This window comes from Paraburkholderia sediminicola, from assembly GCF_902859805.1.
GTDB lineage: Bacteria > Pseudomonadota > Gammaproteobacteria > Burkholderiales > Burkholderiaceae > Paraburkholderia > Paraburkholderia sediminicola.
In genome coordinates, this window is sequence record NZ_CADIKC010000004.1 from 506,855 (window position 1) to 524,365 (window position 17,511).

The 17,511-nt window shown below is 62.5% G+C and carries 13 protein-coding genes; 6 read left to right on the top strand and 7 right to left on the bottom strand.

The annotated features are described in order from the left end of the window. Positions 1-246 precede the first annotated feature (246 nt). Positions 247-546, top strand: a complete 300-nt coding sequence (locus R8871_RS18305) for a hypothetical protein (protein ID WP_246287617.1) — start codon at positions 247-249, stop codon at positions 544-546. A gap of 82 nt (positions 547-628) precedes the next feature. Here the strand turns inward: R8871_RS18305 and R8871_RS18310 are convergent, their stop codons facing one another. After that, positions 629-1,801: a porin gene (locus R8871_RS18310; RefSeq protein WP_175051700.1), complete on the bottom strand. Its 1,173-nt coding sequence runs from the start codon at positions 1,799-1,801 to the stop codon at positions 629-631. A 545-nt stretch (positions 1,802-2,346) separates the two neighbouring features. Here R8871_RS18310 and R8871_RS18315 point away from each other — a divergent pair. Both R8871_RS18315 and R8871_RS18320 read left to right on the top strand, forming a co-directional pair. Beyond that, on the top strand, positions 2,347-3,456 hold the full coding sequence (locus tag R8871_RS18315; RefSeq protein ID WP_175051701.1) for an OpgC domain-containing protein: 1,110 nt from the start codon (positions 2,347-2,349) through the stop codon (positions 3,454-3,456). 190 nt (positions 3,457-3,646) lie between these two features. Continuing rightward, positions 3,647-4,507, top strand: a complete 861-nt coding sequence (locus R8871_RS18320) for an alpha/beta hydrolase (protein ID WP_175051702.1) — start codon at positions 3,647-3,649, stop codon at positions 4,505-4,507. Positions 4,508-4,593: 86 nt separating this feature from the next. On the opposite strand, the gene R8871_RS18325 is transcribed toward R8871_RS18320, so the two are convergent. After that, on the bottom strand, positions 4,594-5,688 hold the full coding sequence (locus R8871_RS18325; protein WP_175051703.1) for an AI-2E family transporter: 1,095 nt from the start codon (positions 5,686-5,688) through the stop codon (positions 4,594-4,596). Between the two features lie 345 nt (positions 5,689-6,033). Here R8871_RS18325 and R8871_RS18330 point away from each other — a divergent pair, with 345 nt between their 5' ends. Both R8871_RS18330 and R8871_RS18335 read left to right on the top strand, forming a co-directional pair. Beyond that, complete coding sequence (locus tag R8871_RS18330) at positions 6,034-6,318, top strand: DUF3331 domain-containing protein (protein WP_028197253.1); 285 nt, start codon at positions 6,034-6,036, stop codon at positions 6,316-6,318. Positions 6,319-6,708: 390 nt separating this feature from the next. Further along, positions 6,709-9,273, top strand: coding sequence for an adenosylcobalamin-dependent ribonucleoside-diphosphate reductase (locus R8871_RS18335; RefSeq protein WP_175051704.1), 2,565 nt, complete (start codon positions 6,709-6,711; stop codon positions 9,271-9,273). A gap of 173 nt (positions 9,274-9,446) precedes the next feature. Here R8871_RS18335 and R8871_RS18340 read toward each other — a convergent pair whose 3' ends face one another. From R8871_RS18340 to R8871_RS18355, 4 genes are all read right to left on the bottom strand, one after another. Then, positions 9,447-10,397, bottom strand: a complete 951-nt coding sequence (locus tag R8871_RS18340; RefSeq protein ID WP_175051705.1) for a dimethyl sulfoxide reductase anchor subunit family protein — start codon at positions 10,395-10,397, stop codon at positions 9,447-9,449. A gap of 11 nt (positions 10,398-10,408) precedes the next feature. Further along, positions 10,409-11,164 (bottom strand): 4Fe-4S dicluster domain-containing protein, encoded by a 756-nt coding sequence (locus tag R8871_RS18345; RefSeq protein ID WP_175051706.1) that lies wholly within the window; start codon positions 11,162-11,164, stop codon positions 10,409-10,411. 92 nt (positions 11,165-11,256) lie between these two features. After that, entirely contained in the window at positions 11,257-14,178 is a 2,922-nt protein-coding gene (locus R8871_RS18350) for a molybdopterin-dependent oxidoreductase (protein ID WP_175051707.1), read from the bottom strand. Positions 14,179-14,323: 145 nt separating this feature from the next. Next, complete coding sequence (locus R8871_RS18355; RefSeq protein WP_175051708.1) at positions 14,324-15,256, bottom strand: 2-hydroxyacid dehydrogenase; 933 nt, start codon at positions 15,254-15,256, stop codon at positions 14,324-14,326. Between the two features lie 268 nt (positions 15,257-15,524). Between R8871_RS18355 and R8871_RS18360 the strand changes: the two genes are divergently transcribed. After that, positions 15,525-17,003 carry a diguanylate cyclase domain-containing protein gene (locus R8871_RS18360; RefSeq protein ID WP_175051709.1) on the top strand — a complete coding sequence of 493 codons (1,479 nt, stop codon included), beginning with the start codon at positions 15,525-15,527 and terminating at the stop codon, positions 17,001-17,003. A 47-nt stretch (positions 17,004-17,050) separates the two neighbouring features. On the opposite strand, the gene R8871_RS18365 is transcribed toward R8871_RS18360, so the two are convergent. After that, on the bottom strand, positions 17,051-17,374 hold the full coding sequence (locus tag R8871_RS18365; protein ID WP_175051710.1) for a VOC family protein: 324 nt from the start codon (positions 17,372-17,374) through the stop codon (positions 17,051-17,053). Positions 17,375-17,511 lie beyond the last annotated feature (137 nt).

Consider the following 17,511-nt stretch of genomic DNA (forward strand, 5'->3'; position numbering starts at 1 on the left):
CTTGCCACAAGCCGCGGCATTTCAGATTGATCCCACGCGACTTTGGGAAACGGACGATATGCCGACGAACGTCAAGAAAATATCCTTACGGGTCCCTTTAAAGCCTACCTGCCTCGCGCTCGCCGCGAGGCCAGTCTTTAAACGGGCAAACCATTTCCGTCAGTATATTTTTTACTTCGTCAGCTTCAAAAAGCCGGCGAATGCTTTGAGGTTTAAGTGGATTCTCTTAATTCAGCGAACAGATTCATGGGTGGTTTCTTTTTCGGCGCCCTGATCGCTGCAGTCGTAATGGTATTGCTGTGCAATGCCGGTGAATTTTCGCCGTTTATCGCAAAACTGCATGCTTTGGAGCAGGTCATCCTGACCGCGCTCATTTCGATCGTTGTCGTCGATGCAAAACCATTGGCTTATAAGACCGTCTGGCGTGAACGCCGCTGCAGCTTCGTACTCGATGAAGATCTCACCGCGACTATTCGCGGCAGAACCTTCGGCATTCCCGCCGGCGTGGTAGTGGGGATTCTGATTCAGAACTACGTGATGAATTGATCTTCCTTCATGCGAGAAAGCGATATCCATCACACCGGGCACTACAGTCATCATTCAGCCCACTGCCGGCACGCCCTGCCCCCTAGAACTTATGCCGTATCGCCGCACGCACCACCACCTGCTTCGACGTCGATGACGGCGACTGCGTGCCGGGTGTAAAGGCATCGTCCAGGATCGAATAGGTAGCGTCGCCGGTTACCTGCTGGTATTCACCCTGAATGTACACATCGGTGCGCTTGGACAGGTTGTAGTCCGCCATCAGGCCGAACGAATGAATCTTCGGCTTCACGCCGCCGCTCGATGCGTCATAAGTCTCCATCGTGTACACGTACTGCGCGCCGACGAACAGCATCGGCGAAATCTGATACTTGCCGTTCACCTCGAAGTTCTGATACTTCAGCGAGTTCAACAACACGCCCGGCTGCACGAGCGGCGTCACGCCAAGATAGCCGTTGCCGGTCGGGTCCAGATAATTCGAGTTGGTGTACACGAAGCCGGCCGTGGCCGGGCCGAAGGTATAAGTGATGCCGCCGCCGAACACGCGCATGCGGGCGGCGATGAAGCTGGCGTCGTTCGCGGTGATCGCGCCGTTTGAGCCGTTGCCGGGGTTGTCGGCCTGCAGATAGGCCGCGGCCACCAGCAATCCGCCGTAGATGTACTGGCCGCCAAAACTGTACGCGCGATTGTTGGCGAAGCCGGTGTCGTTGCTGAAGCTGTAGACGCCGCCGAACTGGAAGCCCGAGATCGACGGACTGGTGTACTTGACGCTGTTGTCGAGACGGAACGAGTTGTCGGTGTTGTCGTTATCGTACGGGTGCGAGAACAGTGAGCCGGCCCAGTTGCCGTTGGCCGTGGTCTGCGCGAGGAAGTCGACCACAGAGTCGTACTGGCGACCGAACGTCAAGGTGCCGTATGGCTCCGAGCTCAGACCGACAAACGCCTGGCGGCCGAACATCCGGCCGCCCTGATTAAGCCGCCCGGAGCTGACGTCGAAGCCGTTTTCCAGCTGGAAGATTGCCTTCAGGCCGCCGCCCAGTTCCTCGGCGCCCTTCAAACCCCAGCGGCTGCCTTGCGCATAGCCACTCGCGAGTTCATAGACATGGCCGCGGCCGACATTGTTGGTGTAGTTGATGCCTTCATCGAGCACGCCGTACAGCGTCACGCTCGTCTGGGCAAAGGCAGGCAGGGAGAAAATCGCTAACGAAGTGGCGGACAAAGCAGTGGAGACAGCCAGCGCGAACACTTGCTTGTTCATGAAGATCTCCCTGAGCTCGAGTAATGGGACAACTCGATCCGACCGCTTTCTTATTCACGCTTCTCGAGGCGTTTGGCGACCCCGACGCGCTTTGAAGAAATCCTCACACGCCGTTACGTCGCCGTCCATCAGGTGTCGCGCGCATATCTCAAAACGTTGCGAAATCTCCACTGCTTAGGGCGGCCCCTTCTTTCGCGACGCTTATTCAGGTAAACGGCGCGGCGGCGCCGGGACTTAAGCTGGCTGCCGCATTAGCCGCGCCGGCCTTGCGCGTTTCGAAGCGGTTTTGTCATGGAAGGAAATATAATCGAAAGCTTTTGCGGCGCTGCAGCGGAACTCTACGCCCTCAAACGGGTCATTTTTACTGGCCTCTGCGCCGCGCCTCGCATGGCCGGTGCAAGCGGCTACGCGGCGGCTCGGCCCACGGATTGCGCATCCGCGGGCGGCCCGGCTCCGCCACCTAATCCAATTTCAAAAAGCTTTGTGAGACGCCTGCTGCGCTGAACTAGCGCGCCGTCGCACGGGGCTGCTTTTGGCACCACACAATGCAAAAGTCGCAATCCCGCTTGATCGAGCTCGATTTTTTCCGCGGGCTGGTCCTCCTGATCATCGTCGTCGATCACATCGGCGGCAGCATTCTGTCGCGCGTCACGCTGCACGCTTATGCGCTGTGCGATGCGGCTGAAGTCTTCGTGTTCCTCGGCGGCTTCGCCACCGCAACGGCCTACGCGGCGCTCGCCGAACGGCGTAACGAGGCGACCGCGCGCAGCCGCTTCCTGCGCCGCTCGCTCGAAATCTATCGCGCCTTCCTCATCACGGCCGGCCTGATGCTGCTGGTCAGCGCGGTGCTGAGCGCGTTCAGCATCGACGGCCCGAATCTCGCCACCACCGATCTCGACGATCTGATGGACACCCCCGTGGCCGCCCTGCGCGACATTCTGCTGTTCCGCCGCCAGCCCTATCTCGCTTCCGTGTTGCCGATGTACGCGTTCTTCGCGCTGCTGGTGCCGATGATCCTGCCACTCGCGCGCAGCAAGCCGTGGCTGCTGCTGGCCGGCAGCGTCGCGTTGTGGGCAGGCGCGCCGGCGATCGACGCTTACCTGCCCGCGGCGCCGGACATGCACTGGGATTTCAATCCGTTTGCCTGGCAATTGCTGTTCGTGCTCGGCGTGCTGGCACGTTGCCAGCCGGTTTATCAGCGGATCAGCGCGCACCGTCTCGGCTGGCTGGTCAGCGTGCTGGCGTTCGCCGTGGTCGCCGCCGCGGCCTACTACAAGCTCTTTATCGAACGCGAGCCGCTCGATGCCAGCTTTAAGCAAAATCTCTCCTATCTGCGCGCGGTCAATTTTCTGGCGATTGCCTGGCTCGTCGCGAACCTGATCCAGCTCGGCTGGGCCAGGAAGCTCGCTCAATGGATGCCATGGGTCGGGATGATCGGGCGCAAAGGGCTGCTGTGCTTTATCGCGGGCGCCGTGATTTCGCTGGTCGTCGATTCGGTGCTGTATGCGGCGACCGACGGCTATCTGAACTATCCGCTCGGGCTGATAGCGGATGCATGTGCGGTCGGCGCGCTGTTCGCCGTCGCCAGAGCGTCCGAACCACTCAAGCGCTTCGTGACGCACCTCTGGAGCTTGCGTCTCGGAACGTCGCCCTGAGCGAGCGGCGTGCCCATGCGCGCGCGAGCTTTTGCTGTGCTACCGCTTGCTGTTTGCCGCTTGCGTGCCAGACGAATTACCGCACAACTACCGCAGCGCCGCTAACCCGCTACCGCTTGCCAATTTTTCACCGCCGATCCTGATAGCATGACGGCCGCGCGCAATCTGCGCGGCGGCCTCTTACTCTGACATGCGTCTATTCCTACATTCCGCGCTCCTCGCGCTATGCGCCGCTGTCGGCGCGCCGGCGAGCGCCAGCACCGTCATCAGCCGAAGCTTCCATTCGGAAGCGCTCGGCCGCGACTGGGTGTACACGATCTATCTGCCTACCGGCTATCGCCACGACGCCGCACGCATTCCCGTGCTCTACCTCCTGCACGGCAACAACGGCGACGCCAACGACTGGCTCACGCAAGGCCACCTGCAAACCACCGCCGACGCACTGATCGAGCACAAGGAGATACCACCGGTCGCAATCGTAATGCCGCAGGGCGGCACAGACTGGTATGTCGATCGCAAGGAGAAGATGGAAACGGCCTTCTTCGGCGATTTGCTGCCCGAGATCGAAACGCGCTACGCGGTCGCGACGCAGCGTAGCGGGCGGATGATCGGCGGCGTTTCAATGGGCGGTTTCGGCGCGTTGCGCTATGCGATGACGCAACCCGAGCTGTTTTGCGGCGCGCTCCTGCTAAGCCCCGCGATCTATGCAAACGAGCCGCCGCTCGCTTCGGCGGCACGTCGCGTCGGCGTGTTCGGCGACCGGCAGTTCGATCCGCACGTCTGGCGCGCGCTCAACTATCCGGCGCAATGGGAGCGGTACATGAGCCAGCCGTATCGCCTGCCGATGTTCATCGCTGCCGGCGACGACGACCTGGTGATCCAGGCCGATGCGTCATCGCTTTACACGCACCTTCGGCTGGCGGGGAATCCGGCGGCGCTGCGCATCATCGACGGCGGTCACACCTGGGACGTCTGGAGCGCGCTGCTGCCTGCCGCGCTGAAATACACGCTGGGCTGCGTCAAACAGTCGGCGCGCGATCAGGACAAGTAACCGGGGAAAATAAGCCGGCAAATCAGCAATCCTGATTGCGGCGGAAAAGTGCGTGCAATCAAGCGTGTGCAAACAAGTGCATGCAACTATTGCACGAGGTCAGTCCACAGCACCACCAGAACGGTCATGAGCGCGGGCCCGATGAAAAGGCCAAGCAAACCGAACGTCTCCGCGCCGCCGAGAATGCCGAATAGCACGAGCAGGAAAGGCAATCGCGTCGAGTTGCCGATCAGCACCGGCCGCACGAAATGTTCGGCGACAAACACCACAACCGAGCCGAACACGGCAAGCCCGATGGCCCCGGCCACCGAGCCTTGCGAGAACAGCCACAGGGCCGCGACGCCGAACGTGAGCGGCGCGCAGAACGGCAGCATCGCGGCGATCGCCGTGACGAGCGCGAGCAGCGCGACGTGCGGCAAGCCGGTCACGAAATAGGCGACGCCCAGCAGCACCCCTTCGCCGAGCCCGACCACCACCAGCCCCGACACCGTGCCGCGTACTGCCGCGGCCATGCGCGCGAGCAATTGCGCGCCGTCGTCGCCGAAGCCGCGCCGGGCGCCTTTCATCAACGAACCGGACAGACGCGGCCCCGCCTGAAAGATCACGAATAGTGTGACCAGCATGAACGCGAACACCATCAGGCCGTGCGCCGCGCGCGCGCCGAAATGGCGGCCGAGCGTCATCACCGTGGTGCTGTGCAAGCCCTTCATTGCCGCCGAATCGCGCAGCGGCTGAGCGAGATTGGCCTGCCACCATGCTGAAATCTGGTGCACGCCGAACGGCAAACGTGCGATGACGTCCGGCATCGGAATACCGTTTTCCTGCGCTGCCTTGAACCACTCATTCATGTCATGGGCTTCGCGCAGCGCCTGGATAATGCCGATGCCGACCGGCAGCACCACCAGCAGCGCAATCGCAAGGGTCAGCACCGCGGCGATCAGCGTCGTGCGACCAGTGAACCAGCGGTAGCCTTCCACCTTTCGCAGAAGCGGCCAAAGCGCGATCGCGATGACGCCCGCCCAGGCCGCTACCGCAATGAAATCGCGCACGACCCACAGCGCCAGCAACACGAGGGCGACATACAGGACGAGTGAAGCCGCTTTCTGCTTTTTCAGGCAATCGGGCGGTGTCGGCGATTCGGGCAACGATTCGGGCTGCGATTCGGGGGGGCGTGAAATCATGTGGGCTCTTGAGTTCTTGTGAATATGCGCGCGTGACGACCAGAAAAATCCAAACCCGCTACACTTGCGTCGCACGGTTGCTCATCAATAACCACATCTTAAAGGAAGCACCGGCGCCCTTCGCAGGCAGCATGCTCGTCGCACTGCGTACAACACTGCGTTGCAAAAATCCACGCTATCGCAAATTCACCGCGCATATCGCCCGCAAAGGCCCGCCGTTTCGGGCAAGCGTGAATGTCAAGTTTCATTGTTGCTGTTTGGGGAACAGTGTTTCAACCGCGACACAATGGCTATCTGCCGCGCGCGGGAATACATTCGGCACACCACACTACGGAGCCGACGATGATGACCTTAGAGTCCATCCCCCTTGACGGAACCAATGGCGTACGCATCGAAATTCTCGAGCGCTCCGACACCACGCTGGTGATCCGCTGGGTCGAACCGGGGCGCTGTCATTACGGCGAGCAGCGTTGGCGGCGGCGCTCGGCGCATACATCGGGAACGTGCGCCGTGACGCGCCGCAAGATTCGCCGCGGCGACGCGGTGTTCAAACCGGCTGAACGGCCGGCGCCTTCGAATGCTTCTGCAATGATTTGCGCTGAGGTGTTGGGCGAACTGGTTGAAGCCTGAAGTTTTTTGCTTTTACCCTTGCCTCGACGACATGTGGCCGCCGTGATCTTTCGGCCCCGGCCGTCGTAGGCGCTCTTCACGATCTACTGGCGCAGGTCCTCCGCCGCGCTGTCCGTTTTTTCAGCCGCTCTCCCACACACCCGGCGCCCCTCTTCAACTTCAACTCACTGCCTGTAGTCATAACGGCTGCTGCGAAGGCCTCTGCCATTGGTCGGCAGCCACTCTGCAGTCCCGCCTCCAAAAGGCCGATTGCGGCCCTTGGCCACGTGCGTTAAGGTGATCTCCGTTGCGCCAGGTCACCACACCGGTCAGACGCGCAGCGTTAAATGAATGCCCCGCATCCCATTCGAACGCGCCGCGGCCGTCTCGCGGCAAACGAGAGGCGACACCATGGCAGAAGACACGCACGAACCCCGCGCCGCAGCGGTTTCTCCCGCCCCGCTAGTTGCACCGCAACAATTCTCGCTGGACGTCCTGCTCGAGAAATACGCCAAAGGCGACGAGCAATCGGCCGACGACGTATTCAAACGCGTCGCCCGTGGCGTCGCTCAGGCGGAACCGGAGGCCCTGCGCGAGTCGGTGGAAGCGCTCTTTGCCGACAACCTGCGGCACGGCGCGCTCGGTGCCGGGCGCATCATGAGCGCGGCGGGCACGGGCATCGCCGCCACGCTCATCAACTGCTTCGTGCAACCGGTCGGCGACGCAATTCAGGGTGTCGACGAACAAGGTCTGCCCGGCATCTACGTGGCGCTGCTGCAAGCCGCCGAAACGATGCGCCGCGGCGGCGGTGTCGGCTACAACTTCTCCGCGATCCGGCCTAAGGGTGCCCGCGTTCATACCACCAGTTCGTCGGCGTCCGGACCGTGCAGTTATATGGACGTGTTCGACGCCTCGTGCCGGACCGTCGAAAGCGCCGGCTCGCGGCGCGGTGCGCAAATGGCCGTGCTCGACTGCAATCACCCCGATCTGATCGAGTTCATCGAGGCGAAGCATTCGAAAGGCCGCTGGAACAACTTCAACGTGTCGGTAGGCGTCACCGACGAATTCATGCGCGCGGTCGAAGAAGATCAGCCCTGGCAACTCGTGCACCGCGGCGAGCCGTCGCCGGCGCTGCGCGCGGCCGGCGACATGCGGCAACGCGAGGACGGTCTGTGGGTGTACAGCGAACGTCCCGCTCGCGAGATCTGGGACCGCATCATGCGCTCGACCTACGACGTCGCCGAGCCCGGCATCGTGTTCATCTCGCGCATGAACGAGGACAACAATCTACGCGCGGTCGAAACCATCCGCGCCACCAATCCGTGCGGCGAACAACCGCTGCCGGCCTACGGCTGCTGCAACCTCGGGCCGTTGAACCTCACGCGCTTCGTGATCGATCCGTTCGCGCAAATGAAAGGCCGCAAGCCTTCGTTCGACTGGGACGGCCTCGCCAGGCGCACCCGCGTCCAGGTGCGCTTTCTCGACGACGTGCTCGACGTCACGCTATGGCCGCTGCAACAGCAATATGACGAGTCGCGCGCCAAGCGGCGCATCGGCGTGGGCTTCACGGGCCTGGGCGATACGCTCGTGATGCTCGGCCTGCGCTACAACTCGCAGGAAGGCCGCGACTTCGCGGTGCGTATCGCTCAATTGATGCGCGACGAGGCTTATCGGGCGTCGGTGGAACTGGCGCGCGAGCGCGGCGCGTTCGAGTTGTTCGATGCCGCACGCTATCTGGAAGCAGGCACGTTCGCCTCGCGTCTGCCCGACGACATCAAGGACGCGATCCGCCAGGATGGCATCCGCAACAGCCATTTGCTGTCGATCGCGCCAACGGGCACCGTCAGCCTCGCGTTTGCCGACAACGCCTCGAACGGCATCGAACCGGCCTTCTCGTGGACCTACACACGCATGAAGGTAATGGCCGACGGCGGCCGCGAGTCGTTCGATGTCGAAGACTACGCGTATCGGCTTTATCGCGAACTCGGCGGCGATGTGAAAAACCTGCCGGACTACTTCGTCAGCGCACTCGAAATGTCGGCACGCGACCACCTCGACATGATGGCCGCGGTGCAGCCATACGTGGACACGTCGATCTCGAAGACGGTGAACGTGCCGGCGGACTATCCGTTCGAAGCGTTCGAAAGCCTCTACTTCGACGCGTGGAAAAACGGTCTCAAAGGCCTCGCCACCTACCGCCCGAATGAAACGCTCGGCGCGGTGCTGAGCGTCAGCCCGCCGCAGCAGGCAGACGATACGCTGACCGAAACCGATCAGGATCCGCTGCGGATCGCGATCGATCACCGGCCCAAGGGTGAATTGCCGGCGATCATCGAAAAGGTCGAATATCTGACGCAAGCCGGCAAGAAGTCGCTTTACGTGGCGGTGTCGTTCATCGAAGTGACGGGACGGCTGGGCGGTGAAGAAGTCACGATCGAACGCCCTATCGAGTTCTTCATTCCGACCGGGCAGCGCGACGAATCGCAGCAATGGATCACGGCGACGATGCGTTCGCTGTCGCTTGCGGCACGCGGCGGATTTGTCGCGCGCAACCTGCAGGATATGCGCAAGGTGTCGTGGGATCGCGGGCAGGTGCGGCTCGGCGAGGTGCAGCGTCTCGACGGTCACCGCACGCCGCGCTGGCACGATTCCGAAGTGGCGGCGCTCGCCTTTGCGATCCAGCAGATTCTGCATCGGCGCGGTTTTCTCGACGCCGAAGGCAATCAGGTGCCGTCGCGGATGCTGGCGCGTTTGCCGCGCGGGCAAATGAAAGCCGAGACTGCGTTACCGGCGGATTTCGGCATCCGTCCGCCGCCTGGCGAGGCTGACGAAGCCGCCTTGCTGCAACCCGGCGGGATGCAAGGCTTGCACACCATGCTCGGCCGAAAATGCGGTTCGTGCGGAGCGAATGCTGTGATCCGCAAGGACGGGTGCGACTTCTGTACTGCGTGTGGTGAAGTCGGCGCGTGCGGGTGAGCAGCAAATGAGAGCCGCCCTCTGCGGCGACCGGGTGGGCGGTTAAGCTCACCCGGCTCCCCTTCAGGTTGGCTCGCGCACGGCAACGTACCGCGGCACCGACGCGTGCCGGTCAACTCGATCGTGCGAGGCACGGCCGCATGGCCTCGCGAACCCGTTCAGCTTCCGGCTTATCAGCCGACTCGCGCGTAATACAGATTCTGCGGATGCTTTGCTTCGGCGAAGAAAAACCACCGCTCCGCGACCAACCCCGCGTATTGCACGAGACACGCAGCCGCCAGCAAGCCGAGCGACGCACCAATCGAATGCAGTCCCGCGCCCAGCACGATCAACACAATAGGTGCAACAAACGCGGCCGCCAGAAATCCCCACTTAACGCCGCGCAGCGTTCCCGCCGACTTGCCATGAAAGAACTCGCGCAAATTAAACGCGCCGGCTGTAAAGCCCCGCGAGATCTGCACGAGCTTCGGATTCTTGATGCCCGTTGCGCTCTGCACGGTGGACTTCGGCCGTAAGCGCGCATTGCGCATGAGCGATGCCGAGCGGCTCACGCAGCCCGCGAGCGTCAATACGCAAGCACAGATCGCTAACCCCACTGTCAGCGCGGGTGCGAACCACGCCGTTAGCGCCGTCGCCAGCGTAAAGCCAGACGCGCAACCGAGCAGCACGAAGTTAACCAGCGTCAGCGGCGTGGCCCATTCCTGCAGGAAACGCAGGCACGCGTAGATCATCGCCGAACAAACGAACAACAGCGCGCTCGCCAGCACGCCGAGCCAGCCTATCGCGAGTGACCACGGCGAGCCGAACCCGTGCGCGACGCCATAAAAAAACGCGCAGGCAAGAAACGCCGGCAGGCACAGACATTCACGCGACAACCACGACGTCCGCCACATCGCAACCGCACGCCAAGCGCGCTCCGGATGCCCGAGATGGAAAAACGAAGCGATCAGCCCCAGGACACCCAACACGACCGACAAGCCCGCGCCGGTGACATAGAACACATCCGCGGGCGCCGTGACGAGCCCAAGATGCGCGGCCGTCTCCACGCCGACGAGTGCGATCAGCAGACCCTGCGCCGCACCGCTCAAGGTCGTGAGAAAAACCACTGAAAAAGCCGGATTCATGGCGAGGTCCTTTAGATACGCGTCGCCATCGACGCAAGATGCAGTTGGCCGTGTTCGAGTTGCGCATCAAGTGAGTCGAGCGATTCAGGCGCCTCAATGGCCGCCCCCGTGCCTTTGCACGAGCAGCCGTCGCTGCCGCAACCTGAAGCCGATGTCGTAATACGCGGCAAATAGTGGTTGGCCGGCCGCGTGTTCCACTCAGGCATCAACTGATAACCGCCGCGTTCCTCGATTGCCTTCGACACCACCGACTCCGGATCGTGAATATCACCAAACAGTCGCGCTGAAGTCGGGCACGCGAGCACGCATGCGGGTTGCCGGTCGCGCTCAGAGAGGTTTTCATCGTGAATGCGATCGACGCATAGCGTGCACTTGGTCATCTCCTTGCGCGCTTCATCGAGTTCGCGCGCACCGTATGGACACGCCCACGCGCAGTATTTGCAACCGATGCACTTGTCGAAATCGACCAGCACGAGACCGTCTTCCTTGCGCTTGTAGCTGGCGCCGGTCGGACACACCGGCACACACGGCGGGTCCTCGCAGTGCAGGCACGACTTCGGGAAATGGATCGTGTCGGCGTTCGGGTAGCTGCCGGCTTCGAAGCTCTGCACGCGATTGAAGAAGGTGCCGGACGGATCGGCGTCGTACGGATTGAGATCGGCGAGACTGCCCGACTCACCCGACGTATTCCACTCCTTGCAACTCGTCACGCAAGCCTGGCATCCCACGCACACGTTCAGGTCGATCACTAAGGCCATCTGAGTCATCAAAGGCTCCTTGCTGCTTTACTGCGTTATTCGCGCGCTGCCCGCGGTTCTGCGGCGCCCGGGTTTCGCCTTGCTCGCGTGCGAAACCCGCATCACTTGCGCCCTACCGCACCGCGCAGCCGTGCCGCGAATTCTCCGCGCCCCGCGAAATAGGTCTGCACGACCCGCGATATCACCCCATTCGATCCCGGCAACGCGGGCATCGCACCGAACTGCGGCAGCGTATGACGCGCGTCCGCCTCCGCCGGATAGATGCGCACGCGCACGTCGTACCACGCGGCCTGGCCTGTCACCGGATCCGAATTCGAGAGACGTGCGGCGGCTTCGTCGCGACCGGGCAACTCGTCGGTGATGAGGTGATTGAGCAGGAAGCCGCGCTGCGATTCGTTCGCCCCCTCGCCGAGGTTCCATGCGCCCGACGCTTTGCCGATCGCATTCCAGGTCCACACCGTCCCCGGCTCGACGGTCTCGCTAAAGCGCGCCATGCAGCGCACGCGGCCCCATTGCGATTCGGCATAGATCCAGCTGCCGTCGGCAATGCCGTTTTCGGCCGCCATCAGCGGATTCATGTAGAGATAGTTCTCGCCATGAATCTGCCGCAGCCACGCGTTCTGCGAATCCCACGAGTGATACATCGCCATGGGCCGTTGCGTCACCGCGGCCAGCGGAAAACGTGTGAGATCGGTCGAATCGCTTTCGAGCGGCGCATACCAGAACGGCAACGGATCGAAGTACTTTTCCACGCGCGCCCGCAGGTGTTCGGGCGGCTGCCTGCCGCTCCTGCGGCCTTGCGCGGCAAGCCTGAACTTCTGCATGACGTCGGAGTACAACTGGATCAGGATCGGCTCGTTGAATTTGCGGAAGCCGTTTTTCACAGCCCAGTCGAGATACGGCCCGTTGCAGTTGCGCATGTATTGGAGCGTCTCCGGCAGGCGGTAATGGAACACGCAGTTGTTCTTTGCATACTGTTCCCACTGCTGCGGATTCGGCTCGCCGACCAGCGCCTTGTCGCCCTCCTTGCCGCGCCAGCCGATCAGAAAGCCCACACCGGAATCAGGCGTCGTCGTGTGATTGACGATGAAGTCGGGATAGTCCCGGAAGCGGCGCGTGCCTTCGGCTGTCGTGAAGGCGGGAAACTTGAGGCGCGAAGCCAGTTCGATCAGCACTTCCTGAAACGGCTTGCATTGACCCGTCGGCGGCACGACCGGCACGCGCACGGAATCCACCGGACCGTCGAATTCGGAGATCGGCCGGTCGAGCATCGACATCGCGTCGTGCCGCTCGAGATACGTCGTGTCCGGCAGGATCAGATCGGCGAATGCCGTCATCTCCGACTGGAACGCGTCGCACACCACGAGAAACGGAATCTTGTACTCGCCGTTCGCGTGCTTGTCGGCGAGCATCTCGCGCACCTTCATCGTGTTCATCGACGAATTCCAGGCCATGTTGGCCATGAAAATCAGCAGCGTGTCGATGGGATAGGGATCGCCACGCCAGGCATTGGTGATCACACTATGCATCACGCCGTGCACGGCAAGCGGATATTCCCAGGAGAAGGCCTTGTCGATGCGAACCGGGCCGCCCTGTTCGTCGATGAACAGATCTTCGGGCGCGGCGGGCCAGCCAAGCGGACCGGTGGCAAGCGGCGTGTTCGGCTTGACGGCGTCCGGGCTGTTCGGCGGTTTCGCCGACGGCGGCACCGCGCGAGGAAACGGCGACTTATGACGAAAGCCGCCAGGGCGGTCGATCGTGCCCAGCAGCGACATCAGCACCGCCAGCGCGCGGATCGACTGGAAGCCGTTGGAATGCGCAGCGAGCCCGCGCATTGCGTGAAAAGCGACCGGATTGCCGGTGACGGTCTCGTGCGTCTCGCCCCACGCGTCGGTCCATTGGATCGGCAGCGTGATCCGGTGATCGCGGCTGGTTTGAATCATTTCGCCGGCGAGGCGGCGAATCGTGTCCGCAGCAATGCCGGTGATCTCCGCGGCCCACTCTGGCGTGCACTCGGCCACGCGTTCGCGCAGCAACGCGAACGACGGCGTGACTGGCGTGCCGTCCGCGAGCGTATAGCGGCCGTCGAGCGCGGGCGTCACACCGGGTGCATGATGCGGCACGGCGCGCGCGGCTGCGGCGTCCCACCAGAGATGGTTCTGCGGAAACAGCGGATTGCCAGCCGGCCTGTCTGGATCGCGTACGAACAGGCCGAAGTTCTCGCTGGCTTCGTCGAGATCGACCAGCTCTGCCGCGTTCGTATAGCGTTGCACGAACTCGTGGTCCCAGGCGTCGGCGGCGATCAGTTCGTGCAGAAACGCCATGAATAGCGCGCCGTCGGTGCCGGGTTTGATCGGCACCCATTCGTCGGCAATCGCCGCATAGCCAGTGCGGATCGGATTGATCGCGATGAAGCGCCCGCCGGCGCGCTTGAACTTCGAAATGGCGATCTTGAGCGGATTTGAATGATGATCTTCCGCCGTGCCGATCATGAAGAAAAGTTTGGCGCTGTCGAGATCGGGGCCGCCGAACTCCCAGAACGAGCCGCCGATCGTATAGATCATCCCGGCCGCCATGTTGGCCGAGCAGAAGCCGCCATGCGCCGCATAATTAGGCGTGCCGAACTGTTTGGCGAACAGGCCGGTTAGCGCCTGCATCTGGTCACGGCCGGTGAACAGCGCGAATTTCTTCGGATCGGTGGCGCGAATCGTGGCGAGGCGTTTTTCGAGCACGTTGAACGCAACCTCCCACGACACCGGCTCGAACTGCGCACTGCCCCGCTCCGCGCCCGCCTTGCGCATCAACGGCTGGGTCAGGCGCGCGGGCGAGTACTGCTTCATGATGCCCGAGGCGCCCTTCGCACAGATCACCCCCTGGTTCAGCGGATGCTCGGGGTTGCCGTCGATATAGCGCACCTCGCCTTCCCGCAGATGCACGCGGATGCCGCAGCGGCAGGCGCACATGTAGCAGGTGGTCGTCTTGATCTCGAGCCGTTCGTCCTGCGTGCGGGCGTGGTGTTCCATGCGGGGTCTCCGTCGCGGCTCCGGCTGTGTCGAAGCGATGTGGGTTCGATACCGATCATCCTATTCGCCACGAGCCTACAAGGGAAATCGCGATTTACGAGAGAAACTATCCGCTGGGCTGATGGTTTCAGTTTGCCTTCAAATGTCAGATGGGCGTCAACACCGCCTCGCCAGCAAAGTGGCGTCTGGCGTTGGCGAGGAAATTGTCGACCGAAGCCGTGATCGCCTCCGGCGAGCGGCCGCCCACATGCGGCGTCAGGACGACGTTGCGCAGTGTCAGCAAGGCTTCAGGCGGATGCGGCTCGCCCTCGTAGACGTCGAGACCCGCGCCGGCGATCGCGCCAGCGGCAAGCGCATCCGCTAAAGCAGCGGTATCCACCACGCTGCCACGCGAGACATTGACCACGAAGCCGTCCGGACCGAGTGCGTCCAGCACCGCCTTGTCAATCAGATGACGCGTACCGGCGCCGCCGGGCGTCGCCACCACCAGAAAGTCGCACCATTGCGCCAGACCCTGCACGCTGTCGAAATAGCGCAGCGGCGAGCCTTCGCGCGGTTTGCGGTTGTGGTAACCGATTTCCATATCGAAGCCGGCGCCACGCCGCGCGACCTTCTCGCCGATATTGCCGAGCCCGACGATGCCGAGCCGCTTGCCGGACACATTCGGGTGCATCGGCAACGTGTCGCGCCAGGCGCCCTTGCGGGTGGCCTGGTCGAGTTGCGGCACGTCGCGCACCACCGCAAGCAGCAAGGCGAACGCGTGATCGGCCACGCAATGGTCGTTGGTGCCCGCGCCGTTGACGAGCACGAGGTCGCGCGAACGGGCGTGGTCGACGGCGAGGTTTTCATAGCCGGCGCCGAGCGCGCTGACAAACTCGAGTTGCGGCATCCGGTCGATTTCGGCGGCCGTCAGCCCGGTTGTGCCGTTGGTCAGCACGGCGCGGATCGTCTCACCGTGCGTGGCAATCGCGGCGGTCCGTTGGGCGGCATCGGGTGCGTAGACGACGTCGAACGCAGTCTCGACGCTGGCGCGGCTTGCGTCTTTCAGGGGAATCAGAACCAGCAGGGATGGCTTCATAGCGGGTGTTTTTTCTAAAGACGATGACGGACGGAGGACGCGACGAGTGAGTGTAACAAGGCGCCCGCGGCCCTGCTGGCGGGCGATCACGGGCGACCACAAGCAAACGACCCTGTTGCGAACCTGCCGCCGCGTAGCCTAAAGTCCCCACGAACCACGCCGTTATCTTCGTGAATAGATCGGCACGAAAAATATGCGCCACGCGTCTTTCTTTTGAGCCGAATGCAAGCCGCTTTAGAATAGCCGGAACTCCGACCACGGGAATCTCATGCAGGACACCCTCCGACGCGGCTCAGCGCCCGCCAGCGACGATTCCGAAATGTTCGAACTCGCGCCTGTTTCGCTCTGGCTCGAAGACTTCAGCGGCGTGCGTGCACTATTTGACAAATGGCGGGCAGAAGGCGTGACCGATCTGCGGGCTCATTTCGCCGAATATCCGGCCCTTGTCGCCGAATGCGCGCATAGCATCGGCGTCATCAAGGTCAACCAGAAAACGCTGACGCAATTCGAGGCCGCCGATTTCGACGCGCTCACCGGCAATCTCGCCTCCGTGTTCCGCGACGACATGCTCAAGACTCACCTCGAGGAGCTATGTCAACTGTGGGCCGGCCAGGCGCATTTCACGAGCCAGACGGTCAACTACACGCTCGGCGGACGCCGCCTCGACGTCCTGCTCAAGGGCGCCGTGCTGCCCGGCCATGAAGACCGCTGGGACCGCGTGCTGGTATCAGTCGAAGACATTACCGAACTCGAAGGCGCGCGGCATCGGGTGACGCTTGCCGAACAGTATGTGCGCGGCCTGTTCGAATATTCGCCGGTCTCGTTGTGGGTGGAGGATTTCAGCGCGGTCAAACGTCTGCTCGACGACGCGCGCTCCGCCGGCATCAGCGATTTCCGCGTGTTTACTGACGTGCATCCCGAGTTTGTCGAGCGCTGCATGCAGGAAATCCACGTACTCGACGTGAACCAGCACACGCTCGACATGTTCGTGGCAAAAGACAAGAAAACGCTGCTGGCGCGCCTGCCCGACGTTTTCCGCGACGATATGCGGCCACATTTCCGCGAGCAGTTGATCGATCTATGGGACGGCAAGCTGTTCCAGCAGCGCGAAGTGCTCAACTATTCGCTCGACGGCAACGAGGTGCACGTGCACCTGCAGTTCTCCGTATTGCCGGGTCACGAAAAGAATTGGGACCTGGTGCTGGTAGCCCTTACCGACATCACGGCGCGCAAGAAGGCCGAAGCTTACCTGGAGTTCCTCGGCAAACATGACGTGCTGACCAAGCTGCGCAACCGCTCCTTTTACGTGGATGAACTGAACCGGCTGGAGCGCAAGGGTCCGTGGCCGGTGACCATCATCATGGCCGATCTGAACGGCCTCAAACGCGTGAACGATCAGCTCGGCCATGCGGCCGGCGACGCCCTGTTACGGCGTGCGGGCGAAGTCCTCGCCAAAGCGACGGACTCGCCGTTTCACGCGGCGCGCATCGGCGGCGACGAGTTCGCGATCCTGATGCCGGACACCGACGAGCGTGGCGGCGCGGCAATGATCGACGCGATCCGGCAACTGGTCGATCTGAACAACCAGTTTTATCCGGGTTCTCTGCTGAGTCTTTCGATGGGTGCGGCGACGTGCCAGCGCGGCGACCGTCTCGAAGCCGGTGTGCAACGCGCCGATCTGCTGATGTATGAGGAAAAGCACGCGCACTACACGAACCGTCCGTCCGCGGACGCGCCGGAGGACTGACGCCTCGCCGTGCAGCAGCCAGGTTCGGGCCGGGGCGGAAAGGCGCGTCAGCCCTGGTCGGTCCGCACGGCCTCGCCGTAAGTGCTGACGATCCGCCGATCCTGCTCTTCCGCTGAAAACAGCTCCCATTCGAGGCCATTCACGTCCTTGCTGCTCGAGTAGCCTTCTACCGAGTCGTCCTCGAAGCCGACGTGCCGAAGCTGCCCGCCCTTATCCGGCATCTCGTTGATCGAAAAGTTGAGCAGCTCGGTTCGCCACATCGCGTAACGGCCCGGCACCACAGCCGTGGGCGACTGACCGAGACGGGCACTGTAATCGTCGATGGAAGCCTCGAGGCTGGTAACGGCCAAAGCAATATGGAAGCGTTTCATAGCGGTTTTCCCGACGGTTAGGATGAGGTGTTTCATCGTATCCGCCGCGCGCTGCGGCAACCAGTTGGGCGATCATCCCGGTATCGGCATTACCGGTTTGCGCCATAACGGTGACCGGCCCGCCACACAAACAAGGA